Raw genomic sequence first — 26,982 nt, 5'->3', positions numbered from 1 at the left:
CCGGCGATGACCCATGACCGCCCCCTGCTCGGCATTCTCCTGATGCTCGGCTTTTGCCTGCTCGCCCCGATGGGCGACAGTATCGCCAAAGTTCTGGGCGGACACATGCCACTGAACCAGCTTCTGGTTGTGCGCTTCGGAATTCAGGCGCTGATCCTGCTGCCCATCGTCGCGTTCAGCCAGCGCAGTCTGGCCCTGACCCCGCGGCTTCTGAAACTCACTGTAATCCGCACGCTTTTGCACATCGCGGGCATCGGGATGATGTTCACAGCGCTCAGATACCTGCCCATTGCCGATGCCATCGCCATCGCCTTCGTCATGCCCTTCCTCATGCTGCTTCTGGGCAAATACGTGCTGGGGGAAACGGTCGGCCCACACCGGCTTGGCGCCGCCATCGTCGGCTTTCTGGGTACGCTTCTGGTGATCCAGCCCAATTTCGCCGCCGTCGGCCCGCCCGCGCTCTTGCCCCTGGGCGTGGCCGTCGTTTTTGCCCTGTTCATGCTGGTCACACGTCAGATGGCCAAGGACGTAGACCCGATCAGCCTTCAGGCCATCTCGGGCTTGATGGGCAGCGCCGTGCTGATCCCGGTCGCGATCCTGCTTGTCCCCGACACCGGGATCATCCTGCCCGGCGCACGGGACTGGGCGCTCCTGATCGCGCTTGGCACCCTTGGCACGATGGCCCACCTCCTGATGACCTGGAGCCTGCGCTTTGCCCCCGCAGCCACGCTCGCCCCGATGCAATACCTGGAAATTCCCTTTGCCACGATCATCGGCTGGCTGGTGTTTCGCGATTTGCCCAACGGGCTGGCCACCCTTGGCATCGCCGTCACCATCGCCGCCGGGCTTTACGTCATCGCCCGTGAACGCAACGTTCGCGTCACGCCGCCTCCAGCGCCCTGATCGCCGCCCCAAGCGCGGCCCGCGGCAAGATCACCACCATGCCCGGGCGGTCAAAGCGCAGCCGCACCGGGCCGTCCGCCACCTCGTTCGATGTGCCAACCCGGTCCCACGGCGCCAGCTGCAGGTCGTCAAACGACCAACGCAGCCCGTGAAGCGTCGCGCGCAGCCCGGCCAGCGGAAACAGCGACACGCGCGTGCCTTCGGGCAGCTCCAACACGATTTCCCTGGGCACGTGAAAACAGATGTCCTGTTCCCCCACCAGAATGCATTTGCGATCCGCGTGGCGCACCAGGGCATTCAGGCAGGCCAGTTCGTGATCCAGCCGTCCACCCAGGAAACCGACACCCAGCACCAGAGGCGCGCCGAGCGAGCGCAGCGCTTTGTCGAAATCGGTACTGTCCTGTTCCTCGATCCGTTGCAGCCGATCGGCGCCCAGCGCCTCACGCGCAGTCTGCGAAAGGGAATCCAGATCGCCCACTACGCGCTGCGGGACATGCCCACAGGCCAGCGCTCGATCCGCCCCGCCATCCGCCGCTACCAGAATCGGCGCAAGCGTCAACACTTCGTCAAGGATCGCGTGGCTACACTCCCCCCCACCAACAAGGGTTACTGTTTCGTAAAATGGCAAAAAATCCGGTTTCATCCTCGTTATTGTCTCCATTTTGGAAACTTGACACATTCCCGCCCAGAAAAAATACCGCCAATATCCCGGTTCTGTTCCAAATTTCGAACCAATACATGGTAAACACACTGTTGCTGGATCGGGGGAGAAAGCGAGTTAACCATGGTGAGCACGAGTAAGATTCTCACTGTATCATACGGCACTTTTTCGTGCACGCTCGAAGGGTTTGACGAACCTTTCAACACGATGAAGTCCATCGCGGAGTATTTCCGCGATCTGGCGGCCGATGATCGCTACTTCGGAGCCGAGCCGCCGACGCCGGATGCCGAAATGCTGCACCGGATCGCTGAACGTGAAATTCACAAGCGTGTCGAAGCCCGTGTCGAGAACGACGAAGTTGTTCTGCGCCAGGCCGATGCCGACGCGCCCCGCATCAAACCCGCCGCCGCCACGCTGATCCCAGGGGAAACCCTGCTGGACCAGGTTGAGGCTCCGACTGAAGCCGCTGCCACCTTCACCCCGGCAGAACCCATTGAAAGCACTGAAAAAGCTTTGGATTCCGGCGACTTGCCTACGGATGACATGCCAGCCGATTCCATTGCCGCCAAGTTGCAGCGCATCCGCGCCGTGGTGGATCGGGGGCACGAAGACCATACGGGTGAGTATGTCGAGGACCAGCACGCGGATGCTTTCTTCGCTGACGCGGAAGCCTCGCTGGACGATGTCCAGGTCGATGCGAAAGCCGAGATCAACACCGACTCCCAAGCCGAATTCGACGCTGTTCCGGATGATGCCGAAATGGCTCCGGATCGCTTGGAAGAAGACGATCTGGACACCGATGATCTGGATGACTCGGATCTGACTGACGCCGACGAACCGGACGCCGACGATTTGCGCGCCGAGGAGGAGGACGAGGCCGAGATCGAATCGGACAATGCGATTGAAGCCGAGATCGACAACGCCCCTGAGGCCGATTTCGACACCGACGACGCGCAACTGGATGACGAGGTCGAGGCGATCTCGGACGCTTTGGACGACGCGGAAGCAGACGACGCGGCCTATGACGAGACCTATGAAGACGAAGCCGATGGCGATGATGCCACCCTGGCCGCACTTCTGGGCTCGATTTCCGACGAGGCCCCGGTCGCAGATGAAGCCGAAGAAGAATTCGTCGCAAAAACGGAAAAAGATGACGCGATCGACTCGGTCCTCGCCGGACTGGTTGCCGAAGACGAACAGGTCGACGAGAGCGCCCTGGCAGATGAGATCGACGAAGACGACGACATCGCTCTGGGTGACGACATTGATGCAATCGCCGACGAGGAAGACGAAAACGTCTTTGCCGAGGACGACACCCCTCGCCCCGTCGCCATCGCCCGTGTTGTGAAGGTCAAACGCGCCGATCTGGAGCCTGTTGAAAAGCAAGACAACGAAGACAGCTTGCTGACCCCCGAGGAGGAAGCCGACCTGATGGCCGAACTGGCCGAGGTCGAGCGCGACGCGACTGATGAAGACGAACAAACTGGCCAACGGCCCGCCTTCGAAGACGCGGGTTTTGACGAAAGCGACGTCGCCGTTGATCGCATCCTGGCAGAAACCAACACCAAGATGGAAAGCACGGAAGTCAGCCGTCGCCGCTCGGCCATCGCCCATCTGAAAGCCGCGGTTCAAGCCAAGCGCGCCGATGACGAGGCCGGGGAAACACCCGACGACGACGACACCGAATCCTATCGCGGCGATCTTGCCCGCGTGGTGCGGCCGCGTCGGTTGGGTGGAAACGGAGACAAGCACGCATCGCGCCGCCTGGCGCCGCTGATGCTGGTCTCGGAACAACGCATCGATGCCCCTGAGGCCGAAGCGGATGCACAGTCCCCCGCCGTGGTGCGCCCGCGCCGTGTGACCAAGGGCAATCTGGCGTTGGAGGCCGAACAAGCCGAGGCCGAAGCACAGGTCGAGATGCCTGACAACAGTGACGACTTTGCCACCTATGCCGAACAACGCGGCGCGGAGAGCATGAGCGAACTGCTTGAAGCCGCCGCAGCCTTTGCGACCCAGGTCGAAGGCAGGCCGCATTTCGCCCGCCCGCAGATCATGAAACAGGTCCTGGCCTATGATCCCGAAGGCACCTTTTCACGCGAAGAGGGCCTGCGTGCCTTTGGTAAACTCCTGCGCGAAGGGCGGTTCAAGAAGATCAAGCGTGGTCAGTTCGTGATCACCGAAGCCACCCGCTCGGACCCTGAGGTGCGGCGTGAAAGCGCCTGATCTTTTGTTTTGTACGAGTGCAAAGGGGCCCTGACGGGCCCCTTTTTTTTTAGGCAAGGCGCATCCCAAAGAGGGGCCCACAGCGCACTCGATTTCTTCTGCCCCCGATGGGAAATCTTGGGCGGGCGCTGGCGGTAAACCGTAAGGTTGGACTTAGAACAGCCCGCGTGCGGCCAGAACCCGCCTGAGCAGCCTCAGGGGCTGCGCGGCATACCGCGTCGCGCCAGCGACACCGCTGTGTCAACTATCGTCGTCCAACCCGTATTTCCCGGCGGGATCATGCGGATAGCTGCGCGGATCCGCGTCCGGGTCTGGTTTCCCGACGCCGATGAACACCTTCTTGAACGGCATGATCCACAGGAATCCCAGGCCGACATAGATGCCCAGCTCAACCAGAATAGGCGGGCGTTCGAACAAGGCCACGATGCCCACCGCCAGAATGATGTAAATCGGCAGGCCGATCACAAGGATCACCAGCGACCAGCGTTTGCGGGCTTTGTAAGATAGCGCCATGAAGGTCCCTTTCGGCAGATCGGTGCAAGCTTAGTCGGCGAACGGGTCGGTCACCAGGATCGTGTCTTCGCGCTCGGGCGAGGTCGACAGAAGCGCCACCGGGCAGTCGATCAGTTCCTCGACCCGGCGCACGTATTTGATCGCGTTGGCGGGCAGATCGGCCCAGCTGCGCGCACCTTCGGTGGTTTCGTCCCAGCCGTCCATCGTCTCATAGACTGGCCGCACCCGCGCCTGTTGGTCGGCGGCAGTGGGCAGGTAATCCAGGATTTCCCCGTCCAGCTCATAGCCGACGCAGATCTTCAGCTCTTTGAACCCGTCCAGCACGTCGAGCTTGGTCAGCGAAATGCCGTTCACGCCGGAAGTGGCGCAGGTCTGGCGCACCAGGCAGGCGTCGAACCAGCCACAGCGGCGCTTGCGCCCGGTGGTGGTGCCAAATTCGTGACCACGTTCGCCCAGACGCTGACCGTCGTCATCGTCCAGCTCGGTCGGGAACGGGCCTTCGCCAACGCGGGTGGTATAGGCCTTCACGATGCCCAGCACATAGTCGATGCCACCCGGGCCGATCCCGGTGCCGGTCGCCGCCTGTCCCGCGATCACATTGGACGAGGTCACGAACGGATAAGTACCGAAATCGATATCCAGAAGCGCGCCCTGGGCGCCTTCGAACAGGATGCGTTTGCCCGCCTTGCGCTTTTCGTTCAGCACTTTCCAGACCGGGGCTGCGAATTTCAAAATCTCCGGCGCGATCGCCTTCAGCTTGGCAATCAGCGCATCGCGATCAATCGGCTCGACCCCCAGCCCTTTGCGCATCGGGTCATGGTGTTGCAGCGCCCGGTCCACGCGGGCTTCAAGCGTTGCGTCGTCTGACAGGTCCGCAACCCGGATCACCCGGCGCCCGACCTTGTCTTCGTAACACGGACCAATGCCGCGCCCGGTGGTGCCGATCTTGGTGCCCTTCGAGGCGGCCTCTTCCCGCGCGCGGTCCAATTCGCCGTGGAACGGCAGGATCAGCGGCGTGTTCTCAGCGATCATCAGCGTTTCAGGCGTGATTTCAACGCCTTGCCCGCGGATTGTCTCGATCTCGCTCAGCAGGTGCCAAGGGTCCAGCACCACGCCATTGCCGATGACCGAAAGCTTGCCGCCGCGCACCACGCCCGAGGGCAGCGCGTGAAGCTTGTAGACCTTGCCGTCAATGACCAGCGTGTGCCCGGCATTGTGGCCGCCCTGAAAGCGCGCGATCACATCGGCGCGTTCGGACAACCAGTCCACGATCTTGCCTTTTCCTTCGTCGCCCCACTGGGCGCCTACGACGACAACGTTGGCCATGTTCTATTCCTGACAGCAAAGAAAACCCGCGCCCGTATAGCCGCCGGGCGGCCGGGGGGGAACACCTATTTCACATAACAAGGTGCGATTGCGTGGTTTCGTCGCGAAAGCCGTCGCGCAACAGGCCGCGCCTTTGGGGTTGCGGGTTTTGCGACAAGCCCCTAGATAAGCCCATCAGATCAACACCACGGAACCGCGCAATGGAAAACGTCCTCCTCGTCATTCACCTGATCCTGGCCCTGGCCCTGATCGGTGTCGTGCTGCTTCAGCGCTCTGAGGGCGGTGGCCTTGGCATTGGCGGCGGTGGTGGTGGCGGCGGTGGCGTGATGTCGTCACGTGGCGCAGCCACGGCCCTGGGCAAGGTCACCTGGATCTTCGCCATCGCGTTTCTGGTCACGTCGATCTCGCTGACCATCCTGGCGGCGCGCAATTCGTCCGATACCTCGGTCGTCGATGCCCTGGGTAGCGGCGTTCCGGCAACCGAAGAAACGGCCCCGGTCACTCCGGATGTGACCGACCTTCTGCCGCCGGTTCTGGGCGACGACAGCCTGACCCCGCCGCGCGCGGACTGATCCACAGCTACAATACCTTGAGCAGGGCGATTTTTTCGCCCCATCATGTTGCGGTCCGGTTGCGCGGGCAGTGCTTTTCCGTTATGTCTTAACTCCCGTGGGATACGGATTCGGACGTTAACGGTTTTCGCCGAATCGCAGGCCTGACAAGACCAAATTCACTGGTCAAACAAAACGGGGGCAGCCAACCAAATGGCACGATATATCTTCATCACCGGCGGCGTTGTTTCATCCCTTGGCAAAGGCCTGACCTCGGCCGCGTTGGGCGCGCTTTTGCAGGCGCGCGGCTTTTCGGTTCGCCTGCGCAAGCTTGACCCTTACCTGAACGTCGACCCCGGCACGATGAGTCCGTTTGAACACGGCGAGGTGTTCGTGACCGACGATGGCGCCGAAACCGACCTGGACCTTGGCCATTATGAACGCTTCACCGGCGTGGCGGCGCGCAAGACGGATTCGGTCTCCTCGGGTCGAATTTATTCGGACGTGTTGGAGAAGGAACGGCGCGGCGACTACCTGGGAAAGACGATCCAGGTCATTCCCCACGTCACCAACGAGATCAAGGATTTCATCAACATCGGTGATGATGAGGTCGACTTCATGCTGTGCGAGATCGGCGGCACCGTGGGCGACATCGAAGCCCTGCCCTTTTTTGAAGCGATCCGCCAGTTCAGCCAGGACAAGGCGCCCGGCCAGTGCATTTTCATGCACCTCACGCTGCTGCCCTACCTGGCGGCCTCGGGCGAGCTGAAGACGAAACCGACGCAACACAGCGTGAAGGAACTGCGCTCGATCGGCATCGCGCCGGATATCCTGGTCTGCCGGTCGGAACATCCGATTCCGGACAAGGAACGCGCCAAGATTGGCCTGTTTTGCAACGTGCGGCAGGAAGCGGTCATTCCGGCCTATGACCTCAAGTCGATCTATGAGGCACCCATGGCCTATCACAATGTCGGGTTGGATCAGGCCGTGCTGGATGCGTTCCAGATCAACCCGGCGCCGAAGCCGAACCTGAGCCGGTGGCAGGACGTGGAAGACCGTATTCACCATGCCGAGGGCGAGGTGAACATCGCCATCGTCGGCAAATACGTGCAGCTTGAGGACGCCTACAAGTCGATCAAGGAAGCGCTGACCCACGGTGGCATGGCCAACCGGGTGAAGGTCAACGTCGAATGGGTCGATGCCGAAGTGTTCGACACCGTCGACCCCGCGCCACATCTGGAAGGCTTCCACGCCATCCTGGTGCCCGGCGGTTTCGGCGAACGTGGCACGGAAGGCAAGATCAAGGCGGCCGAGTTCGCCCGCACCCGCAAGATCCCCTATCTGGGCATCTGCCTGGGCATGCAGTTGGCGGTGATCGAAGCCGCCCGCAACGTGGCCGGGATGCCCGAGGCCGGATCCGAGGAATTTGATCACGAGGCCGGTGAAAAGCGTTTTGAACCCGTGGTTTACCACCTGAAGGAATGGGTGCAGGGCAATTACACCGTGAAACGCAAAGTGGGCGACGACAAGGGCGGCACGATGCGTTTGGGCGCCTATAATGCGACACTGGCCGAAGGCTCGAACGTGGCGCGCATCTATGGCGGCACCACGATCGAAGAGCGCCATCGCCACCGGTATGAGGTCGACACCAAGTATCGCGAGGCGCTTGAGGCCAAGGGGCTGCAATTCTCCGGGATGTCCCCTGACGGGCGTCTGCCCGAGATCGTCGAATGGGCCGACCATCCGTGGTTCATCGGCGTGCAGTTCCACCCGGAGCTGAAGTCGAAACCGTTCGAGCCGCACCCGCTGTTCGCCGATTTCGTTCGTGCCGCGATCGAGGTCGAACGCCTGGTGTAAGCCCATGTGTGATCCCACGCCCGCCCCGGCGCGCTTGCCCGTGCGGGCCGGCGTCGCTAGGCTCCTTCCAAAGCAACCGGGAACGCCATGATCAACGACTTTTTCAAACGCCTGCGCAGCCGCAGGGCCGAAGAGCCCCTGCCCGCGCTGGACGCGCAGTTGGCGGTCGGCGCGCTTTTGGTGCGGCTGGCCAAGGCCGACCAGCATTACGCGGTCGAGGAAATCGCCCGCATAGACGCGCTTTTGGGGCGTGACCAGGGGCTGAACCCGGTCGAGGCCGCCAAGGCCCGCGCCACCTGCGAAAAGCTTGAGGCCCAGGCGCCTGACACCGCCGACTTTACCGCCATGGTGCAGGCCAATGTCGACCACGCCGAACGCGCACGCTTGTTGGACGGCTTGTGGCAGGTCAGCCTGGCCGACCGGGTACTAAAACCCGAGGAAGAGGCATTCCTGGGCGATGTCGCCACGGCCTTGGGCATTGACGCTGACAGGGCAGAGGAAATCCGGCAGCACCACAACGGAATCGGCTGAGAAAAGGACAAGACATGACCAAAGGATACTGGATTGGGCGGGTCGATGTGCACGACCTGGACGCATATAAGAAATACGTGGCGGCCAACGCGGTCGCCTTCGACAAGTTCGGCGCAAGGTTTCTGATCCGTGGCGGGCAGTTCGAAAACCCCGAGGGCACGTCACGCTCGCGCAATGTTGTGATCGAGTTTCCCTCTTACCAGGTGGCGCTGGAGTGTTACAACAGCCCAGAATACCAGGCCGCCAAGGCGTTGCGCGATCCGGTGTCGGAGGGTGATATCGTCATCGTCGAAGGCTATGACGGCTAGGCAATTCCCGCCTTAGCCCCTATATCGGTTTTCATGTTTGCATCGCTTCTTCAGCGCCTGACCGGCGCCACGCCCGACCCGCTTCCCGATCACGACGCCAAACTGGCGCTGAGCGCGCTTTTGGTGCGTATCGCGCGGTCGGATGGCGACTATGCCCATATCGAGGTCGAACGGATCGAACGCATCTTGCGCGCACGTTATGACCTGAGCGCCGATGAGGCGAACGAGTTGCGCCACAGCGCCGAGCTGTTCGAGGAAACCGCGCCCGATACCGTGCGTTTCACCCGCGCCATCAAAGAAGCCGTGCCTTACGAGGACCGCGAAAGCGTGGTCGAGGCAGCTTGGGAGGTCGTGCTGGTCGACGGCGCGCGCGCGGATGAAGAAGACGCGCTGATGCGCATGATTGCCTCGCTTCTGGGCGTGAATGACCGCGACAGCAACATCGCCCGGCAGCGCGCGCAAAAGGCGCCATGATCGCCGCCCTGCCGATGTATGACCGGGCCGAAACCGCCCCGGCGCATGATCGGCTTTGGACCCTGATCCAAGACGCCTTCGGATACGGGCCGAAGAACCTGACCCGCGACGCCGACCCCTGGGACATCTGGCAATCGCCTGACCTTCTGCTGGCGCAGACCTGCGGCTTGCCGTTCCGCGCCCGGCTTCATGAGAGAGTGACCCTGGTGGCCACGCCAGATTATGGCCTGCCCGATACGCCGCCGGGGTATTATCACAGCGTCATCGTCGCCCGCGCGCAGGATGACCGTGACCTTGCTGCATTATGCCGGGGCGTGTTTGCGTTCAACGAAGCGCTCTCGCAATCCGGTTGGGCTGCACCGTTAGCCCATCTTGCGGCCCAGGACCTGACCCCTGACAGCCTGCTCCAGACCGGCGCGCACCGCGTTTCGGCACAGGTGGTGGCCGAAGGACGCGCGAGTTTTGCCGCGCTGGATGCGGTCAGTTTTGCCCTGATGCAGCGTCACGATCCGTTCACTGCCCAGCTGCGTGTGGTCGAGCGCACCGCGCCCACGCCAGGCCTGCCGCTGATCACCGCGCATGGTCAGGATGCAGGCCGGCTGCACGCGGCGATCGAGGTGGCACTAATGGCGCTCTCGCCCGATGACCGCAGCACGCTGCACCTGACCGGGCTGACACGAATTCCTGCGACCAGCTACCTGGCGCAACCGATCCCGCCAGCTCCGGTGATATAGCAGGCATAACTCTCATTCCGCCCATATTCCCCAAGGGAAACCGGCATTTCGCCGTTGCATTCGCGTCGAAAGTGCGCCCTACTCCTCCCCTGAAACAACCAAAGCTGCTGCCTGTGTCCACCATAGACCCACCTGTCATCGAAATCCGCGACCTTCACAAAAGCTTCGGCGCGCTCGAAGTGTTGAAGGGGGTCGACCTTGTCGCGCCGCGCGGCCATGTCATCTCGCTTATCGGGTCGTCCGGCTCGGGCAAATCCACGCTCCTGCGCTGTGCCAACCTGCTTGAGGAAAGTCAGCAGGGCGAGATCCTTTTCGAGGGCGAGCCGATCAGCTGGCGCGGCGAGGGGTTGAACCGCCATCCCGCCGACCGGGCCCAGGTCACCCGCATCCGCACCAACCTGTCGATGGTGTTCCAACAGTTCAACCTGTGGTCCCACATGACCATCCTGCAAAACGTGATGGAAGCACCGGTGACGGTGCTGAAACGCGACAAGGATGAGGTCGAGGCCGCCGCGCGCAAGTATCTTGATAAGGTGGGCATTGGCGACAAGTGCGACGCCTGGCCGGCGCAATTGTCTGGCGGACAGCAGCAACGTGCCGCGATCGCGCGCGCGCTGTGCATGGAGCCCAAGGCGCTGTTGTTCGACGAACCGACCTCGGCGCTGGACCCCGAACTGGAACAGGAAGTCGTGAAGGTGATCAAGGATCTGGCCGCCGAAGGCCGCACGATGATCATTGTCACCCATGACATGCGGCTGGCCGGCGACGTCGCCGAACATGTCGTGTTCCTGCACCAGGGCAAGATCGAGGAAGAGGGCGCGCCGGACGAGGTGTTCGGCAACCCTAAGACCGAACGCTTGCAACAGTTTCTGTCGGCCACCGTGCCGACTTGAAAAACGAGAAAAACGACAACAACCAAGGGAGTAACCATATGAAAAAGCTTATCCTTTCCACCGCCGCCCTGGCGCTGACCGCGGGGGTCGCAATGGCCGACACCGTGCGCATGGGCACCGAGGGCGCTTATGCGCCGTGGAACTTCATCAACGACGCTGGCGAAGTCGATGGGTTCGAGCGTGAGCTGGGCGACGAGCTGTGCAAGCGCGCCGAACTGACCTGCGAATGGGTCACGAACGAGTGGGATTCGATCATCCCGAACCTCGTGTCGGGCAACTACGACACCATCATCGCCGGCATGTCGATCACCGACGAGCGCGACGAAGTCATCGACTTCACCCAGCCCTACACGCCGCCCGACCCCTCGGCTTATGCCGCGATGTCGATGGACGTGAACGTGGAAGGCGCGGTGATTGCCGCCCAGACTTCGACCATTCAGGCGGCCTTCGTCGCCGAAATGGGCGCCACGCTGGTTGAATTCGCCACGCCGGAAGAAACCGTTGCCGCCGTCCGTTCGGGCGAAGCGGATGCGGTTCTGGCCGACAAGAGCTTTCTTGACACCGTGGTCGGCACCGACGGCCTGGTGATGCTGGAGCGCATGGAGCAGATCGGCGGCGGCGTCGGCATGGGCGTGCGCGAAAGCGACGGTGACCTGAAAGCCACCTTCGACGCGGCGATCCAGTCGATGAAGGATGACGGTTCGTTGAATGAACTGATCACCAAGTGGGAAGTGGCCTCGACCTTCTAAGGCCCACCTGACTGAAACGGCCCTGCGCGCACGTCGCGCGGGGCCACCCAACCGGACCCGCGATGTTTGAGTATTGCACAGATCCCGAAACGCTGGATGGGCTCCGGTGGTTGTCCTGTTACCTCACAACAGGCAAACACATCAATTTTTACTGGTCTTTCGTGACGGTGCTGGTGCTGTTGTTCATCACCGCCCCCACCGCGCTGGCCTTCGGGTTTCTCGGCGCCATGTCCGCCCGCGCGCAGGTCGCGCCGGTCCGTTGGCTGGGCCAGGCCTATATCTCGGTCGTGCGCGGCGTGCCTGACATCGCGTTTTTCCTGTTTTTCGTGATCGCGCTTGACCAAGGCTTCGAATGGATGCGTCACCAGGCGTTCTGCCCGGATTGGACCGATCCGATCCGCCAGGGCAACGATTTCCTGGTCTGCCCCGACGCCAAGCTGCCGCTGTCGTCCTCACCGCAATGGGTGCACGAGGTCTATGGCTTCTTCCTGGCGGTGCTGACTTTTGCCATCGTGTTCGGCGCCTTTGCGGCCAATGTCATGTTCGGCGCCATGCGCGCCGTGCCGCGCGCGCAAATGGAAACCGCCGAAGCCTATGGCATGACCCACCGCCAGACCTTCTGGCGCGTGCTGGTGCCGCAGATGTGGATGTATGCCCTGCCCGGACTGGGCAATCTGTGGATGATCCTGATCAAGGCCACGCCGCTGCTGTTCCTTCTTGGGGTGGAAGACATCGTCTATTGGGCCCGCGAACTGGGCGGAACGATCAACCCGCGTTTCACCGACTATCCGCATGGCGACTGGCGGCTGTGGTATTTCCTGGCGCTGCTGGTGTTCTACCTGGCCTTCACCCGCGTCTCGGAAATCCTGATTGAACGCCTGAACAAACGCCTGCGCCACGGCCAGGCCATTGTGGGGGCGGGCGCATGAGCTGCTGGGTCACCATCCAGGACTATGCCCTGCGCTCGATCGGGATCGGTGAGCGGCTTCTTCCCAAGGCCGATTTCACGATTTGCCAGCAGGTGACGCTGATCGGCTCGGGTATGATCTGGAACATCTATTTCGGGGCGCTGGCACTGCTGATCGGGTTCTTCATCGCCAGCGGTTTGGCGATGGGTAAAGATGCGCGCAATCCGTTCCTGCGAAAGCCGGCAGAATGGTTTATTTTCATCTTCCGCGGCTCGCCGCTGTTCATCCAGTTCTTCTTTGCCTATTTCCTGTTTCTGAAACTGAAGCAGTTGGGCTACGTGACCTGGCTGACCTCAGCGCAAGCAGGCGCACTGGTCGTGCTGATCCTGAACACGGCCGCCTATAGCGGCGAGATCTTCTTCGGCGCGCTGCGCTCGGTGCCGCGCGGCGACATGGAGGCGGCGGATGCCTATGGCATCACCGGGTGGACCCGGTTCAAACGCATCACCTGGCCGACCATGCTTCGCCTGGCCTGGCCCGCCTATACGAACGAAGCGATCTTTCTGTTTCACGCGACCACGCTGGTGTTCTTTTCCGGCTTTCCGACCTGGCAGCAACGCGGTGATGCGCTCTACTACGCGAACTACTTCGCCGACAAGACGTTCAACCCCTTCGTGCCCTACCCGATTCTTGCCGGGTTCTTCATCCTGCTGACGCTGGGGGTGATCGGGCTGTTCGGGGTGATGAACAAACGGCTGAACCGACACCTGCCGCAGGAACGGCGCAAGCGCCTGCGGGTACGACCCAACCTCATCCGATAAACCTCTCCCTGATATGGGTTCACCTCGGCCCCGGGACGCTGGCGCGCTCGGAGGAAGACGGCTGGTCGGCTGCGGCGCCCACCTCTCCGATCTGCATCCGTGCCAATCCCCCCTTGCCCCGTTTCCACTCCTCGGCTAGGGTCGCCTCACAATTTGATCAAATTTGGTGACTCATGAGGATCGGCATCCTTCAGACCGGCCACGCCCCCGACGAAGTTCTGGGCGCGCTTGGTGACTACACAGACATGTTCCAGCGGCTTCTGGCCGGGCGGGACTTCGACTTTGACACATACAACGTGGTGGATGGCACCTTCCCTGACGGCCCTGGGGCCGCCGACGGATGGCTCATCACCGGCTCCAAACATGGTGCCTATGAGGACCACGCCTGGATCCCGCCCCTTGAGGCGCTGATCCGCGACATTCGCGATCAAGGCACCCCGCTGGTTGGCGTTTGCTTCGGCCACCAGATCATCGCCCAGGCCCTGGGCGGCAAGGTCGAGAAGTTTGACAAGGGCTGGGCCGTCGGGCGCCAGGAATACGACTTTGGCGACGAAGTTCTGGCCCTGAATGCCTGGCACCAGGACCAGGTGACCGAGCTTCCCGAAGGCGCGCAGGTCATCGCCTCGAACGCGTTTTGCGAAAACGCAGCGTTGGTGATCAACGACAGCATCCTGACCATCCAGCCGCACCCCGAGTTTGGTGCGCAGATGATCGACGGGCTGATCACCTATCGTGGTCGAGGCAACGTGCCCGACGACCTGATCAGTGCGGCCCAAGGCGCGCTGGACACACCGACCGCAAATGACGCCTTCGCCGACCGCATGGCGGCGTTCTTCAAGAAGGGGGCCAAGTGATGGCCGATTGGATCAAGAAACTGCCCGAAGCGGCACAGATGTATGTTGATGGCAACCGACTGGACGAAGTTGAATGCATCGTCTCGGATCTGCCAGGAATTGCCCGTGGCAAGGCCGTGCCGGCCAACAAGTTCGCCAAGCAGGATTATTTCCACCTGCCCGACAGCATCTATTACCAGACCATCACCGGGGACTGGGGCGAAGCGGCGGGCGATGAAGGCTTCATCGAACGCGACATGGTGCTGAAACCTGACATGTCCACCGCCACCGCCGCGCCCTGGACCGGCGACTGGACCCTGCAGGTGATCCACGACGCCTATGACCGCAACGATGACCCGATCGAATACGCCCCGCGCAATGTGCTCAAGCGCGTCGTGGAGCTGTATCGCAAGAAGGGCTGGGAACCCGTCGTCGCGCCGGAAATGGAATTCTACCTGGTGGCGCGCAACATTGATCCGGCGGAAAAGATCAAGCCGATGATGGGCCGCTCAGGCCGCCCCGCCGCCGCACGTCAGGCATACTCGATGACGGCAGTGGACGAATTCGGCCCGGTGATCGACGACATCTATGATTTCGCCGAAGCGCAGGGGTTCGAGATCGACGGCATCACCCAGGAAGGTGGCGCCGGGCAGTTAGAGATCAACCTGGTCCACGGCGACCCGATCAAACTGGCCGATGACGTGTTCTACTTCAAACGCCTGATCCGCGAGGCCGCGCTGCGCCACGATTGTTTCGCCACTTTCATGGCCAAACCGATCGCCGAAGAGCCGGGATCTGCGATGCACATCCATCACTCGATCCTTGATCGCGAGACCGGAGATAACATCTTTTCCGGCCCGCAGGGCGGCGATACAGATGCCTTTTTCCACTTCATCGCGGGCATGCAGAACCACCTGCCCAGCGTGATCGCGGTGCTGGCGCCTTACGTGAATTCCTATCGCCGCTATGTGAAAGACAACGCAGCGCCGATCAACCTGGAATGGGCGCGCGACAACCGCACCACGGGCATCCGTGTGCCGTTGTCCTCGCCCAAAGGGCGTCGGGTGGAAAACCGCATCGCCGGGATGGATTGTAACCCCTACCTGGGCATCGCTGCCTCGCTCGCCGCCGGATACCTGGGCCTGATCGAGGAAGAACGCCCGACTGCCCAGTTCAAGGGCGACGCCTATGAGGGTGAAGAGGCGATCCCTTCGGGTCTGGGCCGCGCCTTGGACATGTTCGACGAGGCCACCGAGATGCACAAGATCCTCGGCCCGGAATTTGCCCGCGTCTATTCGATCGTGAAGCACACCGAGCACAACGAGTTTTTGCAGGTGATCAGCCCGTGGGAACGCGAGCACCTGCTGCTCAACGTCTGACACGCACGACAAATTGCGTCCAAATGCCCGCCCGACCCTGCGTCCGGCGGGCATTTTTTGCTCGCATTCAGGGGTGGAGTAACTTACGGATTTCCTGAAAGATGTTTTCATGTTATCCAAAGATGCATGAACGACGCCAAGAACGGAGCCGCCATGACCCTTGCCCCCAACGTCTATGACGCCGAACCCATTCCCGAAGCCGCCCGCGCCGAAATCGACCGCCTGCTGCAATCGGGCGACTTGTTTCGCTATACTGCGCCCCAGGATGCGCCGGTGGCCCTTTTGGAAGCCGAGTTCGCCGAGTTGATGGGCGCGAAATACGCGCTGGCCGTGGCCTCGTGTTCCGCCGCGCTGTTTCTGTCGCTAAAGGCGCTGGACCTGCCGCGCGATGCCAAGGTTCTGATCCCGGCCTTCACCTTCGCCGCGGTGCCCTCCTCGGTCGTGCATGCCGATTGCCAGCCGGTGCTGGTTGATGTCGGCCCGAATTACCGCGTCGACATGGCGGATTTCGCGGCCAAGCTGACCGATGAGATCGGCGCGGTCATCATCAGCCACATGCGCGGGCACACGTCCGACATGGACGCGATCATGGACCTGTGCGACGCCGCCGGCGTGCCGGTGATCGAAGACGCGGCGCATTCTCTGGGCACGCTGTGGCACGGGCGCAAGATCGGCACGATTGGCAAGATCGGCTGTTTCTCGTTCCAAAGCTACAAGATGCTGAACGCGGGCGAAGGTGGCATTTTGATCACCGACGACGCTGAGCTGATCGCGCGCGCGGTCATCATGTCGGGCGCCTATGAACACAACTGGCAAAAGCACAAGACACCGCGTGGCGACAACACCGCGGACCTGGCCGACGCCTTCGCCCGCTGGCAGAACAAACTGCCGCTTTACAACACCCGCCTGTCGAACCTGTCCGCCGCCGTCATCCGCCCGCAGCTGGGCGAGCTGACCCGCCGTGTGACCGACGGGCTGAAGAACCACGATTATGTCGCCGAGCTGTTGAACCAAAGCCCCTGGATCGACGTGCCGCCGCCGCTGGCGCCGGAAACCCGCGCCCCGGATTCGATTCAGTTCAACCTGGTCGGCATGTCGGATGAGGAAGTTTTCGCCTTCGCCGATACCGCCAAGGCACGAGGGGTGTCGGTGCAGGTGTTCGGCCTGAACGAAGACAATGCGCGGGCCTTCTGGAACTGGCAGTTCATCGCTGACCCCGGCCCGCTGCCCCAGACCCGCGACATGCTGATGCGCGCCTGTGACACACGGCTGCCCGTGCGCCTGAAACAGCCAGATCTGGATTTTATCGCAGGTGCACTTGTCGCCGCCGCCGAAGACGTGAAGGGCGACGCGCGCGCCTACGGCACCTGAAGCAGGCGCAGGTCCTCGCCCAGCCAGGGCATCTTTTCGCGCGCCGGGTCGACGATCATCTCCTGCAACACAGGCCTCAGCCGTGCGGCCACCTCTCGCGGCATCTTACCCAGCACCTCGCGCCGCGCGGTCAGGGAAATGCGCCGTGAAAACGCATCGAACGGCAGCGCCACAAGGTCGGCCTGGGCGCGGAACCGCTGCGCGCGCAGAAACCCCAGAGGCGTCAGGATCGTCCAACCCGCGCCCGCCGCCACCATCGCCATGATCGCGTGATAGCTGTCCAGTTCAAACCGGTGATCCAACCGCAGGTTCAGCTGCGCCAGGTGGCTGGCAATCTGGCGCCCCATGTGGTGACGCGCGGTGTATTGGATCAGCGGCAAGGTTCGCAGATCGGTCAACCGGGCTCCGTGCCCCTTTGGCACGGCCGCCACGAACGGCTCCTCCATCAAGGGATGAACTTCCATCCACTCCGCCGCCGCGCCCATTTCCGCCGCTACGACAACGTCCAACGCCCGCGCATCAAGCAAATCAAACAGGCGATGCGAGGCGCCGGTTTCCAACAGGAATTGCGTCGATTTCAGCTCCCCCGCCATGTCCGACAACAGGCGCGGCGTCACATCGGCATCAAAATCTTCGATCACGCCCAGGCGAAACCGCGTCAGGCTGGACAGGTCCTGCATCGCCAGCTCGGCGCGCGCCTGTTCGGCTTCGTTCAGGATCGACTGCGCCCGCCTGCGAAACAACTCACCCGCCGGGGTCAGTGACACCGGGCGGGCCGACCGGTCCAGCAATACCGCCCCCACCGCGTTTTCCAGGTTGCTCAACTGCTGTGACACAGCCGACGGGCTTGCCCCAAGACGCCGCGCCGCGGCCGAGATCGACCGCTCATCGGCGGTGGCCACGAAAACCTCGATCCCCCACAGGGTGATGCGCCCGGCTGTCTCGACCATGATCCCTCCCTGACGGCAGCTTCGGTCATACACTTTTCAAAAAGTTTCTTCGCCGAAGGCACAATGTGCTGCGAAGCGGTCCCCGGCGCCGGATGCGACGAGGCGCCCGACCGGACAGGAACGCGCAAAGCGCCCGACGTCCGGGCGGGTATTCTCAGCCCAGCCCGGACAGTTTCGACTGCAATTCGGCCAGCTGTTTTTTGATCGCGTCAAGCTCTTCGGACTTCCCGCCCGCGCCCGCGCTGTCCTCGGCCTCGCCTTCTTGCGCGCTGCCGGGGGTCCAACCGCCCATCATCGCCTTCATGAAAGCCTCTTGCTGGGCCTGCATCGCATCGAACCCGGGCATTTGCGCCATCGGGTTGGGCATGCCGCCGAAACCTTCCATCATCTTGGACTGGCCTTGACGCAGCATGTCAAAACTTGCCGCCAGGAATTGCGGCACCACGCTTTGCGCCTGGGTCGAATAGGACCGGACCAGGTCGGTCAGCACATCCACTGGCAAGACGTTTTCGCCACGGCTTTCGTGTTCGGCAATGATCTGCAACAGGTATTGCCGCGTCAGGTCGTCGCCGGATTTCAGATCGATGATCTGAACCTCACGGCCTTCCCGGATGAACCCGGCAATATCGTCCAGCGTAACGTAATCGGACGTTTCGGTGTTGTACAACCGCCGGCTTGCATAGCGCTTGATCAGCAACGGATCTTGTTTCGCGGCCATGTCTTTCCCCCCAATTTCTGCGCCATCTGCGCAGTGCAGAAAAAGCCTACGCCAGTGCAGAAAGAAAAGGCAAGCCCTGCGGCAGCAAGTCGCGGCATACCGCAAACGAAAAAGGGCGACCCAAGAGGGTCGCCCAGAAGATCAAGCCGGCAGGGAGGAGGGCGCCAGCGATCTCAAACCAATTTACTTGGTGGTCGCTTTCTTGGCGGCCTTCGACACGTCGTCGGTGGCTTTCTTGACAGCAGCCTGGGCTTCGTCGCCCATTTCTTTGCCAGCGGCCAGCATCAGCTCAACCGTTTCAGCTTGGACTTTTTTCGCAACTTCGGCGAAGGCAGCCATGTTCTGTGCGGCCAGCTCGGCCTGAGCCGAAGCGAAGTCGGTCATCGCTTTGGTGTAGTCGGCAGCGTCGTCCTTGGCGGTCGACACAACACCGATTTTGGCGATGGTTTCTTTGGTCCATGCGGTCGAGATCTCGGCCGACTTGTCAGCAGCTTCCAGCGCGACTTTCGACATTTTCTCGCCCATGGCGGCCTGGTTTTTGAACGCATCGGTGATGGCGGTCATGTCCACGGGGAACGAACCCATCATTTCCTGCATCATCTTGCTATAATCTTGCGTCTTGGTCATTGGTCATCTCCAGCTTCGGGGGAACCGGTATGGCTCCGTGTTTTCTGCAACTGCAAACAATATGCGTGCTGCAGTGCAGCATTTCAAGCTTTTTCTGCACTGCAGCATGAAGATTTTTCGGAAATCGTTAGAAATCAGACCTTTGGCTTTGCCACCACATAGGTGCCCGGCGCCGGGGCGAGTGGTTCCACGCCCGAATCGCCCGGAACGCGAGCCGCAATCTTCTTGCCCGAGCGCTTGCGCAGCCACCCTTCCCAGCGCGGCCACCACGACCCGTCGTGGAACTGGGCGTGGCGCAGCCATTCCTCGGGCGTCTCCTGCCAATCGTCATTGGTATAATGACCGTACTTCTTCTTAGACGGCGGATTCACGATCCCGGCGATATGGCCCGATTCAGACAGGATGAAGGTCTTGTTCTTCGACCCGGTCTTGAACATCGAGCGATAGGACGATTTCCACGCGGCGATGTGATCGGTCTCGCAGGCGATGGCGCACAGGGGGATGTCCACGTCCTCGATCGACAATGCCTCGCCCAACAGGGGGAAAGCGTCGCCTTCCTTGGCGAACCGGTCCTTCTGGCAAAGGTTACGCAGGTACTCGACCGCCATTTTAGCCGGCAGGTTGGTGCCGTCACCATTCCAGTACAGAAGATCGAAGGCGGGCGGCGCCTTGCCCAGCATGTAGCTGTTGATCGCAGGGGTATAGATCAGGTCGTTCGAACGCAGGTAGGAGAAGGTGCGCGACATAAAGAAGCTTTCCAGCACGCCCTTTTCTTTCACCTCTTCTTCAATCCCGTCGACGAAATCGTCATCCAGGAACACACCCACTTCGCCCTGGTCCGAGAAATCGGACATGGTGGTGAAGAACGTGGCGGACTTCAGCGATTTGTCACCGCGTTTCTTCATCAGCGACAGGGTCAACTGCAAGGTGGTGCCAGCGATGCAATAGCCCACCGCATTGATCTGCTTTTGCCCGGTGATCGTCTTGACCTGATCGATCGCGGTCAGGAACCCGTCTTCGATGTAATCGCCCATGCCCACATCGGCATAGGACGCATCGGGATTCACCCAGCTGACCACAAACAGGGTATAGCCCTGATCCACGATATACTTGATCAGGCTGTTCTGCGCCTTCAGGTCCAGGATATAGAACTTGTTGATCCAGGGCGGAAAGATCAAAAGCGGCGTGGTGTACACCTGCTCGGTCGTCGGCGTGTACTGGATCAGCTCCAACATCCGGTTGCGAAACACCACCTCGCCGGGCGTAGCGCCGATGTTTTCGCCGACCGTGAAGGCGCTGTCATCGGCCAGGCTGACCACCAGCTCGCCCTCGTTCGCCTCAAGGTCGCGCACCAGGTTCTGCAGCCCATCGACCAGCGATTGCCCGTCGGTCTCCACCGCGCGCTCCAGCGCCTCGGGGTTGGTGGCCAGGAAATTGGTCGGCGCCATCAGATCAACAATCTGCTGGCTGAAGTATTCCAGCCGGTTGCGGTCCTTCTGCTCCAGCCCGTCCAGGTCCTTCACCGCACCCATCGTTGCCTCGGCCGAGAACAGATACTGTTGCTTAAGGAAGTTGTAGTAAGGGTTGGTTTCCCACAACGGGTTGGCGAACCGGCGATCCTTCGGGGTCGGATCCTCGGGGGCTGCCTCTTTCGCGACCAGGGCATGTTGCGCCTCTACGGCGTGTTTCAGCGTCTTACCCCAATAGGATATCTGATGTTCCAGCATCTTGCCCGGATTGGACAGCATTTCGGACATGTAGGCGGCGGCGGCCTTCATATAGAGGTCCTGGTTCGGTCCCTGCAGGCTTTGGCGCACTGGCTGGCGATTCTGCATTGCAGCGGTCAAACGCGCGGTCAGCTCTTCAATTCGGGCCAAATTGGCGGTCAACTTCTCGGTGTCGCCCCCTGTTTCGGTGCCCGATTCATTTTGATCAGTTGTCATATTCAGATTTCCGCACTAGTCTTGCTGCAACTGCAGCATCGTCAAACACTGCCTTGGTTCAAATAAGGCATAGCGGAGCTACGGGCGAAAAAGCAAAGGGTAAATGCATGCGATACATGGCCACTTACGATCTGATGGAGACCATTCGCAACACGAATCAATGGCTGGGCGCGACCGCGACCGCCATGGGCTCTTATCCGGCCACTGCGCTGTTTCCCTCCCCGATCTTCCAGATGATGGCGGCTTGGGGCGAAGTGACTGAACGCAGTTTCCACCGCATGGTGTGCAAGCCCGACTGGGGCATCGACACGATCGTCGGCGAAGACGGCCGCGACCACGTCGTGACCGTGCACAAGCTGGTCGAACGCCCCTTCGGCGACCTGATCCATTTCAACGTGAACGACCGCCCGCTGAAAGAGCGCCGGGTGCTGCTGGTTGCCCCGATGTCGGGCCACTATGCCACGCTGTTGCATTCGACCGTGGCCAGCCTGCTACCTGACTGCGAAGTCTATGTCACCGACTGGCACAACGCGCGCGACATCCCGGTGTCGGAAGGCAAGTTCGACGTCGAAGACTATACCCTCTATCTTGTTGATTTCATGCGCGCCTTGGGCCCGGACATCAACGTGATCGCGATCTGCCAGCCGGCCCCGCTGACGCTGGCCGCCACCGCTTACCTGGCCGAGATCGACCCCGAGGCGCAGCCGGCCACCCTGACCCTGATCGGCGGGCCGATCAACCCGGACGCCGCGGCGACCGACGTCACCGATTTCGGCGCGCGCGTCACGATGGGCCAGCTTGAAGAGCTCGCGATTCAGCGCGTCGGCTTCAAATACGCCGGGGCCGGGCGCATGGTCTATCCGGGCCTGCTGCAGCTTGCGGGCTTCATGTCGATGAACATGGAGAGCCACTCCAAGGCGTTCCAGAACCAGATCATGCGCGTCGCCAAGGGCGAAGCGTCGGACCACGACAAGCACAACAAGTTCTATGACGAATACCTGGCCGTGATGGACATGACCGCGGAATTCTACCTGTCGACGGTGGAGCGGATCTTCAAGAACCTCGAAGTGGCGAAGAACGAGTTCACCGTGAACGGGCACAAGATCGACATCGGCAAGATCACCGATGTGGCGGTGAAGACCGTCGAAGGCTCGAAAGACGACATCTCGGCCCCCGGCCAATGCGTCGCGGCGCTGGATCTGTGCACCGGCCTGCCCGAGGACAAGAAGGCCAACCACCTTGAGGACGGCGCCGGACATTACGGCATCTTCGCGGGCAAATCCTGGCGCCGCAACATCCGGCCGCTGGTACTGGATTTCATCGACGCCAACGCCGGTCGTCACGCGGCCCAGGCCGAGAAGAAGAAAAAGGCGCGATTGAAAGCGGTCTGAGACCCGACCACATCGCAGCGAAGCGCGCGCGCCTCAGCGCAACACCAACGGCTGCGCCATCCACCGGCGCAGCGCTGCATTCACCTGCTCTGGCGCTTCCAACGTTGGCAGGTGACCGGCGTCTTCGATCACCTCAAGCTCGGCAAACGGAATCAGCTCGGCCATGAATTCATGGCGTTTCACCGGGGTCAGTTTGTCATGCGCGCCGCACAGAACCAGTGTCGGCACCTTCATCTGACGCAGCACTTTCTGCGCGTCCGGGCGGCGTTGTAGCGCGCGGGACTGACGGATGAACACCGTCGGGCCGAAGTCATAGGCCATGTCGATGATCTGGTGCAGGATCGCGTTGCGCCCGACACCCGGCGCCAGATTGTCGGCCGACATCGCTGCCACCATCGCCTCATCCAATCGGCCCGCATTGGCCTTCACGATCTGCGGTTCACGCCAGGCCGCCTGTTCCGGCGTTTCCGCCAGCGGCGTGGTCGACATCATCGCAATCCGCGAGACCCGCTCAGGCGCGCGGCGCAGCACTTCCATTGCCACGATACCGCCCATCGACAGCCCTGCGAGCGCAAAGCGTTCGGGTGCGGCGGCAAGCACCAGACTGGCCATTTCACGGATCGTGGCGCCGTCGGAAATGGCGGCAACCTGCACTGCCATATCCCGAGACAAGTCCTTGATTTGCGGCATAAAAAGCCGCGCATCACACATCATTCCGGGGACCAGAACCAGGGGGTCGCTCATGCCTGCCTCATTCGTTGAGTTTTGCGCACCCTGCCCGCACGCGTGCCGGCACGCAAGGGCGAATTACCCGCCCGCGCTCAGTCACCCGCCGCGCCGATTCCGGCCCGCTCCAGCAGCCTGGCCCCTTGCGGTGTGAAGGTCAGATAAGCCGCTGTGATAGCGGTCAGAAGGATCACGCTGCGCCACACAAACTGGCGCATCACCCGGCCCGTGCCAGGGTTTTCTCCACCGTCTTTTCGATCAGAGTCAAACAGGTGTCGTCCGAGAACCGGTGATCCGCCCCTTTCACCAGGGTCAGGCGCATGTCCGGCCCTTCGGCATGGTCGAGCAACCGGATCGCGGTTGCGGTCGGCACGGCGGTATCCTCTGTGCCCTGCAGAAACCGCACGGGAAACGGCAGGGTCAGCGGCGTGCGCAACACCAACTGATCGCGCCCATCCTCGATCAGGCGGCGGGTGATGATATAATCCTCGTCATACTCCGACGGCAGGCTGACCTGCCCGTCCCGCGCCAGCGCCGCCTTTTGGTCGTCGCTGAAAGTGGCCCAGTATCCGTCTTCGGTGAAATCCGGTGCGGCCGCAATCGTGACCATGCCCGCGATCCGATCCGTCCGCGCGCGCGCCAAAAGCAGCGCCTGCCAGCCGCCCATCGACGACCCCACTGGCACGATCGGCCCGTCGGTCAACGCGTCCACCACCGCCAGCGTATCTTGATGCCAATCCCCAATGCTGCCCTCGGAAAAGCTGCCCGAGCTTTGCCCATGGCCAGAGTAGTCGAACCGCAGAAACGCGCGGCCCTGCGCGCGGGCCCAGGCCTCCAGCGCCACGGCCTTGGTGCCCTCCATGTCGCTTTTCAGCCCGCTGAGAAAAACGATGCACGGCCCCTTGCCGGCGGTTTTCACATAGGCGATTCGCCGACCTTGCGGCGTTTCCAGAAACGATGTGGCCATGCTGCCCTCCTGACTTTGCGCCACCTTACCCGGTGGCCAAATCGCCGCAATCCCCCGAAAGGCGAAAACCGCCGTTGACTTGCCCCCCACCCATTGCCAAATAGCGCAGACACATAACCCGCAACCGGGCGTTCCGTGGGCGCCAAACTGACGAGGAGCTTGGGCATGACCCAGATTTCCCTTACTTTCCCCGATGGCAATGCACGTGACTTCGACGCCGGCATCACAGCCGGCGAAATCGCCGCCGGGATCTCGAACTCGCTGGCGAAAAAGGCGATTTCCGCAACCGTGAACGGCGCGCATTGGGACCTCCAATGGCCGATCACCGAAGATGCCAGCATTGCCATTCACACGATGAAGGACGACGAACAGGCGCTGGAACTGATCCGCCACGACGCCGCCCACATCATGGCCCGCGCGGTGCAGGAGATCTGGCCCGACGTGAAGGTCACGATCGGCCCGGTGATTCAGCACGGCTGGTATTACGATTTCGACCGCGAAGAGCCGTTCACGCCCGAAGACCTGGCCGAGATCGAAGCAAAGATGAAAGAGATCATCAACCGCCGCGACCCGGTCACCACCGAAATCTGGGAGCGCGATCGCGCTGTCGAGTATTACAAGGCCAATGGTGAGCCCTATAAGGTCGAGCTGATCGACGCCATTCCGGGCGACGAGCCGCTGCGCATGTATTGGCACGGCCATTGGCAGGATCTGTGCCGCGGCCCGCACCTGCAGCACACCGGCCAGGTGCCCGGCGACGCGTTCAAGCTGATGAACGTCGCCGGCGCCTATTGGCGTGGTGATTCAGATCGCGCCATGCTGCAACGCATCTATGGCGTCGCGTTTCAGTCCAAGGACGGGCTGCGCAAGCACCTGAATATGCTGGAAGAAGCCGCCAAGCGCGACCACCGCAAGCTGGGCCGCGAAATGGACTTGTTCCACATGCAAGAAGAGGCGCCGGGCCAGGTGTTCTGGCACCCGAACGGCTGGACCATCTATACCGGCCTGCAAAACTATATGCGGCGGCGCCAGCACGACTATGGCTATGTCGAGGTGAACACGCCCCAGGTCGTCGACCGCAAATTGTGGGAGGCCTCGGGCCACTGGGACAAGTACCAGGAAAACATGTTCATCGTCGAAGTGGACGAGGAACATGCGCGTGAAAAATCGATCAACGCGCTGAAACCGATGAACTGCCCCTGCCACGTGCAGATCTATAACCAGGGGCTAAAATCCTATCGCGATCTGCCCTTGCGGATGGCGGAGTTTGGCGCCTGTAACCGGTATGAGCCGTCAGGCGCGCTGCACGGGCTGATGCGCGTGCGCGGGTTCACCCAGGATGACGCGCACATCTTCTGCACCGAGGACCAGATCGAAAGCGAAACGGCGCAGTTTTTGCAAATGCTGTCGTCGATCTACAAGGACCTTGGTTTTGAAAGCTTTGAGATCAAGTTCTCGACTCGCCCCGAAGTCCGCGCAGGTTCGGACGAAGTCTGGGACAAGGCGGAGGCAGCGCTTGAGGCGGCGATCCGGTCCGTGACCGACGATTTCGAACTTGATCCCGGCGAAGGCGCTTTTTACGGCCCGAAGCTGGATTTCAAACTGACCGACGCCATTGGGCGCGAATGGCAGCTGGGCACGTTCCAGGCCGATTTCGTCCTGCCCGAACGGCTGGACGCGACCTATATCGGCGAAGACGGCGCGAAACACCGCCCGGTCATGCTGCACCGCGCCATCCTGGGCAGCTTCGAACGGTTCCTGGGTATCCTGATCGAGAACTTCGCAGGCAAACTGCCGTTCTGGATCGCGCCGCGCCAGGTCGTGGTTGCCTCGATCGTGTCGGATGCGGACGATTACGTGCACGACGTCGTCGCCGCGCTGAAGGCCGCCGGTGTGCGCGCCGAGGCCGACACCCGCAACGAAAAGATCAACTACAAGGTCCGCGAACATTCGCTGGGCAAGGTACCCGCGATTCTGGCGATCGGGATGAAAGAAGTCGAAGACCGAACTATTTCAATGCGCCGCCTGGGCCAGAAACAATCGCAGGTCCTGTCGCTGGACGAGGTTGTGAGGCAGCTTGCGGATGAAGCAACGCCGCCGGACCTGAAATAATAACCATTTGAAAATAAACACGAAAGGGCGTCCATGAGGCGCCCTTTTCACATGCAACTCACAAAATCGTTTGTTTCAAAACCATAACAGGCGCGTGCTGCACGGGCCTGTGATTGGTCAGTGATCGGTTTGGCGGACTACCTCTTTCACATCGCAAATCAGCGATACCCAATTACTGGATGTGAAAAAGAGGATGTCCCAATGACCAAACCCGTGAAAACCATCGCCGTCGCCGGTGCCGTTGCTGCCGCTGTTGTTGCCCACGCTCTGCCTGCCGCCGCTGCCGACACTGAAAAGTGCTTTGGCGTGGCTCTGGCTGGCCAGAACGATTGCGCCGCCGGCCCCGGCACCACCTGCGCCGGCTCTTCGACCGTCGATTACCAGGGCAATGCCTGGAAAGTGGTTGCCGCTGGCACCTGCACCACCATGGAACTGCCGGCAATGGCCGACGGTACCGCACGCATGGGCTCGCTTGAAGCGCTTGAGCGTGACATGGCGGGCTAACCCCCTTCG

At 61.7% G+C, this 26,982-nt stretch carries 28 protein-coding genes; 18 read left to right on the top strand and 10 right to left on the bottom strand.

What is annotated here, in order from left to right; genetic code table 11:
• Positions 1 to 6 precede the first annotated feature (6 nt).
• A complete protein-coding gene (locus MN188_RS00740; protein WP_242104878.1) occupies positions 7 to 903 on the top strand; it encodes a DMT family transporter in 897 nt (298 codons plus the stop codon).
• Here MN188_RS00740 and MN188_RS00735 read toward each other — a convergent pair.
• The gene (locus MN188_RS00735; RefSeq protein WP_242104877.1) at positions 881 to 1,546 is read right to left on the bottom strand and encodes a thiamine diphosphokinase; all 666 of its coding nucleotides are present in this window, start codon (positions 1,544 to 1,546) and stop codon (positions 881 to 883) included. The two genes, MN188_RS00740 and MN188_RS00735, sit on opposite strands and share 23 nt — an antisense overlap.
• Positions 1,547 to 1,771: 225 nt before the next feature.
• Between MN188_RS00735 and MN188_RS00730 the strand changes: the two genes are divergently transcribed.
• Positions 1,772 to 3,787: a hypothetical protein gene (locus MN188_RS00730; protein WP_242104876.1), complete on the top strand. Its 2,016-nt coding sequence runs from the start codon at positions 1,772 to 1,774 to the stop codon at positions 3,785 to 3,787.
• 240 nt (positions 3,788 to 4,027) lie between these two features.
• Here the strand turns inward: MN188_RS00730 and MN188_RS00725 are convergent, their stop codons facing one another.
• Entirely contained in the window at positions 4,028 to 4,300 is a 273-nt protein-coding gene (locus MN188_RS00725) for a DUF2842 domain-containing protein (protein ID WP_242104875.1), read from the bottom strand.
• A gap of 30 nt (positions 4,301 to 4,330) precedes the next feature.
• Positions 4,331 to 5,626 (bottom strand): adenylosuccinate synthase, encoded by a 1,296-nt coding sequence (locus MN188_RS00720; protein WP_242104874.1) that lies wholly within the window; start codon positions 5,624 to 5,626, stop codon positions 4,331 to 4,333.
• Positions 5,627 to 5,826: 200 nt separating this feature from the next.
• Here MN188_RS00720 and secG point away from each other — a divergent pair, with 200 nt between their 5' ends.
• From secG to MN188_RS00655, 13 genes are all read left to right on the top strand, one after another.
• On the top strand, positions 5,827 to 6,198 hold the full coding sequence (gene secG / locus MN188_RS00715) for a preprotein translocase subunit SecG (protein WP_242104873.1): 372 nt from the start codon (positions 5,827 to 5,829) through the stop codon (positions 6,196 to 6,198).
• Positions 6,199 to 6,390: 192 nt separating this feature from the next.
• Complete coding sequence (locus MN188_RS00710; RefSeq protein WP_242104872.1) at positions 6,391 to 8,034, top strand: CTP synthase; 1,644 nt, start codon at positions 6,391 to 6,393, stop codon at positions 8,032 to 8,034.
• Positions 8,035 to 8,121: 87 nt separating this feature from the next.
• Positions 8,122 to 8,565, top strand: a complete 444-nt coding sequence (locus tag MN188_RS00705; protein WP_242104871.1) for a tellurite resistance TerB family protein — start codon at positions 8,122 to 8,124, stop codon at positions 8,563 to 8,565.
• Positions 8,566 to 8,579: 14 nt separating this feature from the next.
• Entirely contained in the window at positions 8,580 to 8,873 is a 294-nt protein-coding gene (locus MN188_RS00700) for a DUF1330 domain-containing protein (RefSeq protein WP_242104870.1), read from the top strand.
• A gap of 33 nt (positions 8,874 to 8,906) precedes the next feature.
• Positions 8,907 to 9,347 (top strand): tellurite resistance TerB family protein, encoded by a 441-nt coding sequence (locus tag MN188_RS00695; RefSeq protein ID WP_242104869.1) that lies wholly within the window; start codon positions 8,907 to 8,909, stop codon positions 9,345 to 9,347.
• A complete protein-coding gene (locus tag MN188_RS00690) occupies positions 9,344 to 10,081 on the top strand; it encodes a phosphate/phosphite/phosphonate ABC transporter substrate-binding protein (RefSeq protein WP_242104868.1) in 738 nt (245 codons plus the stop codon). The genes MN188_RS00695 and MN188_RS00690 overlap by 4 nt, the downstream gene beginning before the upstream one ends.
• Positions 10,082 to 10,203: 122 nt before the next feature.
• Positions 10,204 to 10,974: an ABC transporter ATP-binding protein gene (locus MN188_RS00685; protein WP_289053002.1), complete on the top strand. Its 771-nt coding sequence runs from the start codon at positions 10,204 to 10,206 to the stop codon at positions 10,972 to 10,974.
• Between the two features lie 38 nt (positions 10,975 to 11,012).
• Positions 11,013 to 11,723 (top strand): transporter substrate-binding domain-containing protein, encoded by a 711-nt coding sequence (locus MN188_RS00680; protein WP_242104867.1) that lies wholly within the window; start codon positions 11,013 to 11,015, stop codon positions 11,721 to 11,723.
• A gap of 62 nt (positions 11,724 to 11,785) precedes the next feature.
• Complete coding sequence (locus tag MN188_RS00675; RefSeq protein ID WP_242104866.1) at positions 11,786 to 12,652, top strand: ABC transporter permease; 867 nt, start codon at positions 11,786 to 11,788, stop codon at positions 12,650 to 12,652.
• Complete coding sequence (locus MN188_RS00670) at positions 12,649 to 13,452, top strand: ABC transporter permease (RefSeq protein ID WP_242104865.1); 804 nt, start codon at positions 12,649 to 12,651, stop codon at positions 13,450 to 13,452. The genes MN188_RS00675 and MN188_RS00670 overlap by 4 nt, the downstream gene beginning before the upstream one ends.
• Positions 13,453 to 13,625: 173 nt before the next feature.
• The gene (locus MN188_RS00665; protein ID WP_242104864.1) at positions 13,626 to 14,306 is read left to right on the top strand and encodes a type 1 glutamine amidotransferase; all 681 of its coding nucleotides are present in this window, start codon (positions 13,626 to 13,628) and stop codon (positions 14,304 to 14,306) included.
• Positions 14,306 to 15,664 carry a glutamine synthetase family protein gene (locus MN188_RS00660; RefSeq protein ID WP_242104863.1) on the top strand — a complete coding sequence of 453 codons (1,359 nt, stop codon included), beginning with the start codon at positions 14,306 to 14,308 and terminating at the stop codon, positions 15,662 to 15,664. The genes MN188_RS00665 and MN188_RS00660 overlap by 1 nt, the downstream gene beginning before the upstream one ends.
• 153 nt (positions 15,665 to 15,817) lie before the next feature.
• The gene (locus MN188_RS00655) at positions 15,818 to 17,035 is read left to right on the top strand and encodes a DegT/DnrJ/EryC1/StrS family aminotransferase (RefSeq protein WP_242107312.1); all 1,218 of its coding nucleotides are present in this window, start codon (positions 15,818 to 15,820) and stop codon (positions 17,033 to 17,035) included.
• On the opposite strand, the gene MN188_RS00650 is transcribed toward MN188_RS00655, so the two are convergent.
• The 4 genes from MN188_RS00650 to MN188_RS00635 form a co-directional block, all read right to left on the bottom strand.
• Complete coding sequence (locus MN188_RS00650) at positions 17,023 to 17,985, bottom strand: LysR family transcriptional regulator (protein WP_242104862.1); 963 nt, start codon at positions 17,983 to 17,985, stop codon at positions 17,023 to 17,025. The genes MN188_RS00655 and MN188_RS00650 overlap by 13 nt on opposite strands.
• A gap of 154 nt (positions 17,986 to 18,139) precedes the next feature.
• Positions 18,140 to 18,703, bottom strand: coding sequence for a polyhydroxyalkanoate synthesis repressor PhaR (gene phaR, locus MN188_RS00645; RefSeq protein WP_242104861.1), 564 nt, complete (start codon positions 18,701 to 18,703; stop codon positions 18,140 to 18,142).
• 183 nt (positions 18,704 to 18,886) lie between these two features.
• Positions 18,887 to 19,330: a Phasin gene (locus tag MN188_RS00640; protein WP_242104860.1), complete on the bottom strand. Its 444-nt coding sequence runs from the start codon at positions 19,328 to 19,330 to the stop codon at positions 18,887 to 18,889.
• A 134-nt stretch (positions 19,331 to 19,464) separates the two neighbouring features.
• Positions 19,465 to 21,273: a PHA/PHB synthase family protein gene (locus MN188_RS00635; protein ID WP_242104859.1), complete on the bottom strand. Its 1,809-nt coding sequence runs from the start codon at positions 21,271 to 21,273 to the stop codon at positions 19,465 to 19,467.
• A 107-nt stretch (positions 21,274 to 21,380) separates the two neighbouring features.
• Here MN188_RS00635 and phaZ point away from each other — a divergent pair, with 107 nt between their 5' ends.
• Positions 21,381 to 22,664: a polyhydroxyalkanoate depolymerase gene (gene phaZ, locus MN188_RS00630; protein ID WP_242104858.1), complete on the top strand. Its 1,284-nt coding sequence runs from the start codon at positions 21,381 to 21,383 to the stop codon at positions 22,662 to 22,664.
• Positions 22,665 to 22,697: 33 nt separating this feature from the next.
• On the opposite strand, the gene MN188_RS00625 is transcribed toward phaZ, so the two are convergent.
• The 3 genes from MN188_RS00625 to MN188_RS00620 form a co-directional block, all read right to left on the bottom strand.
• Positions 22,698 to 23,408, bottom strand: a complete 711-nt coding sequence (locus MN188_RS00625) for an alpha/beta fold hydrolase (RefSeq protein ID WP_242104857.1) — start codon at positions 23,406 to 23,408, stop codon at positions 22,698 to 22,700.
• A 77-nt stretch (positions 23,409 to 23,485) separates the two neighbouring features.
• Complete coding sequence (locus MN188_RS17560; protein ID WP_275116066.1) at positions 23,486 to 23,608, bottom strand: hypothetical protein; 123 nt, start codon at positions 23,606 to 23,608, stop codon at positions 23,486 to 23,488.
• Positions 23,608 to 24,357, bottom strand: a complete 750-nt coding sequence (locus tag MN188_RS00620; protein WP_242104856.1) for an alpha/beta fold hydrolase — start codon at positions 24,355 to 24,357, stop codon at positions 23,608 to 23,610. The genes MN188_RS17560 and MN188_RS00620 overlap by 1 nt, the downstream gene beginning before the upstream one ends.
• Before the next feature lie 165 nt (positions 24,358 to 24,522).
• Between MN188_RS00620 and thrS the strand changes: the two genes are divergently transcribed.
• Both thrS and MN188_RS00610 read left to right on the top strand, forming a co-directional pair.
• Positions 24,523 to 26,469, top strand: a complete 1,947-nt coding sequence (thrS, locus tag MN188_RS00615; protein WP_242104855.1) for a threonine--tRNA ligase — start codon at positions 24,523 to 24,525, stop codon at positions 26,467 to 26,469.
• 201 nt (positions 26,470 to 26,670) lie between these two features.
• Complete coding sequence (locus MN188_RS00610; RefSeq protein WP_242104854.1) at positions 26,671 to 26,973, top strand: BufA1 family periplasmic bufferin-type metallophore; 303 nt, start codon at positions 26,671 to 26,673, stop codon at positions 26,971 to 26,973.
• Positions 26,974 to 26,982 lie beyond the last annotated feature (9 nt).

It is taken from the genome of Aliiroseovarius subalbicans (assembly GCF_022678625.1).
Classification (GTDB): Bacteria; Pseudomonadota; Alphaproteobacteria; order Rhodobacterales; family Rhodobacteraceae; genus Aliiroseovarius_A; species Aliiroseovarius_A subalbicans.
Note: the sequence above shows the minus strand (reverse complement) of the source record. Positions and strands in the feature narration are given on the sequence as shown.

Coding starts and splice junctions, on each gene's coding strand:
- MN188_RS00740 (WP_242104878.1), top strand. CDS start 7: ATGACCCATGACCGCCCCCTGCTCGGCATTCTCCTGATGCTCGGCTTT.
- MN188_RS00735 (WP_242104877.1), bottom strand. CDS start 1,546: ATGAAACCGGATTTTTTGCCATTTTACGAAACAGTAACCCTTGTTGGT.
- MN188_RS00730 (WP_242104876.1), top strand. CDS start 1,772: ATGAAGTCCATCGCGGAGTATTTCCGCGATCTGGCGGCCGATGATCGC.
- MN188_RS00725 (WP_242104875.1), bottom strand. CDS start 4,300: ATGGCGCTATCTTACAAAGCCCGCAAACGCTGGTCGCTGGTGATCCTT.
- MN188_RS00720 (WP_242104874.1), bottom strand. CDS start 5,626: ATGGCCAACGTTGTCGTCGTAGGCGCCCAGTGGGGCGACGAAGGAAAA.
- secG (WP_242104873.1), top strand. CDS start 5,827: ATGGAAAACGTCCTCCTCGTCATTCACCTGATCCTGGCCCTGGCCCTG.
- MN188_RS00710 (WP_242104872.1), top strand. CDS start 6,391: ATGGCACGATATATCTTCATCACCGGCGGCGTTGTTTCATCCCTTGGC.
- MN188_RS00705 (WP_242104871.1), top strand. CDS start 8,122: ATGATCAACGACTTTTTCAAACGCCTGCGCAGCCGCAGGGCCGAAGAG.
- MN188_RS00700 (WP_242104870.1), top strand. CDS start 8,580: ATGACCAAAGGATACTGGATTGGGCGGGTCGATGTGCACGACCTGGAC.
- MN188_RS00695 (WP_242104869.1), top strand. CDS start 8,907: ATGTTTGCATCGCTTCTTCAGCGCCTGACCGGCGCCACGCCCGACCCG.
- MN188_RS00690 (WP_242104868.1), top strand. CDS start 9,344: ATGATCGCCGCCCTGCCGATGTATGACCGGGCCGAAACCGCCCCGGCG.
- MN188_RS00680 (WP_242104867.1), top strand. CDS start 11,013: ATGAAAAAGCTTATCCTTTCCACCGCCGCCCTGGCGCTGACCGCGGGG.
- MN188_RS00675 (WP_242104866.1), top strand. CDS start 11,786: ATGTTTGAGTATTGCACAGATCCCGAAACGCTGGATGGGCTCCGGTGG.
- MN188_RS00670 (WP_242104865.1), top strand. CDS start 12,649: ATGAGCTGCTGGGTCACCATCCAGGACTATGCCCTGCGCTCGATCGGG.
- MN188_RS00665 (WP_242104864.1), top strand. CDS start 13,626: ATGAGGATCGGCATCCTTCAGACCGGCCACGCCCCCGACGAAGTTCTG.
- MN188_RS00660 (WP_242104863.1), top strand. CDS start 14,306: ATGGCCGATTGGATCAAGAAACTGCCCGAAGCGGCACAGATGTATGTT.
- MN188_RS00655 (WP_242107312.1), top strand. CDS start 15,818: ATGACCCTTGCCCCCAACGTCTATGACGCCGAACCCATTCCCGAAGCC.
- MN188_RS00650 (WP_242104862.1), bottom strand. CDS start 17,985: ATGGTCGAGACAGCCGGGCGCATCACCCTGTGGGGGATCGAGGTTTTC.
- phaR (WP_242104861.1), bottom strand. CDS start 18,703: ATGGCCGCGAAACAAGATCCGTTGCTGATCAAGCGCTATGCAAGCCGG.
- MN188_RS00640 (WP_242104860.1), bottom strand. CDS start 19,330: ATGACCAAGACGCAAGATTATAGCAAGATGATGCAGGAAATGATGGGT.
- MN188_RS00635 (WP_242104859.1), bottom strand. CDS start 21,273: ATGACAACTGATCAAAATGAATCGGGCACCGAAACAGGGGGCGACACC.
- phaZ (WP_242104858.1), top strand. CDS start 21,381: ATGCGATACATGGCCACTTACGATCTGATGGAGACCATTCGCAACACG.
- MN188_RS00625 (WP_242104857.1), bottom strand. CDS start 23,408: ATGAGCGACCCCCTGGTTCTGGTCCCCGGAATGATGTGTGATGCGCGG.
- MN188_RS17560 (WP_275116066.1), bottom strand. CDS start 23,608: ATGCGCCAGTTTGTGTGGCGCAGCGTGATCCTTCTGACCGCTATCACA.
- MN188_RS00620 (WP_242104856.1), bottom strand. CDS start 24,357: ATGGCCACATCGTTTCTGGAAACGCCGCAAGGTCGGCGAATCGCCTAT.
- thrS (WP_242104855.1), top strand. CDS start 24,523: ATGACCCAGATTTCCCTTACTTTCCCCGATGGCAATGCACGTGACTTC.
- MN188_RS00610 (WP_242104854.1), top strand. CDS start 26,671: ATGACCAAACCCGTGAAAACCATCGCCGTCGCCGGTGCCGTTGCTGCC.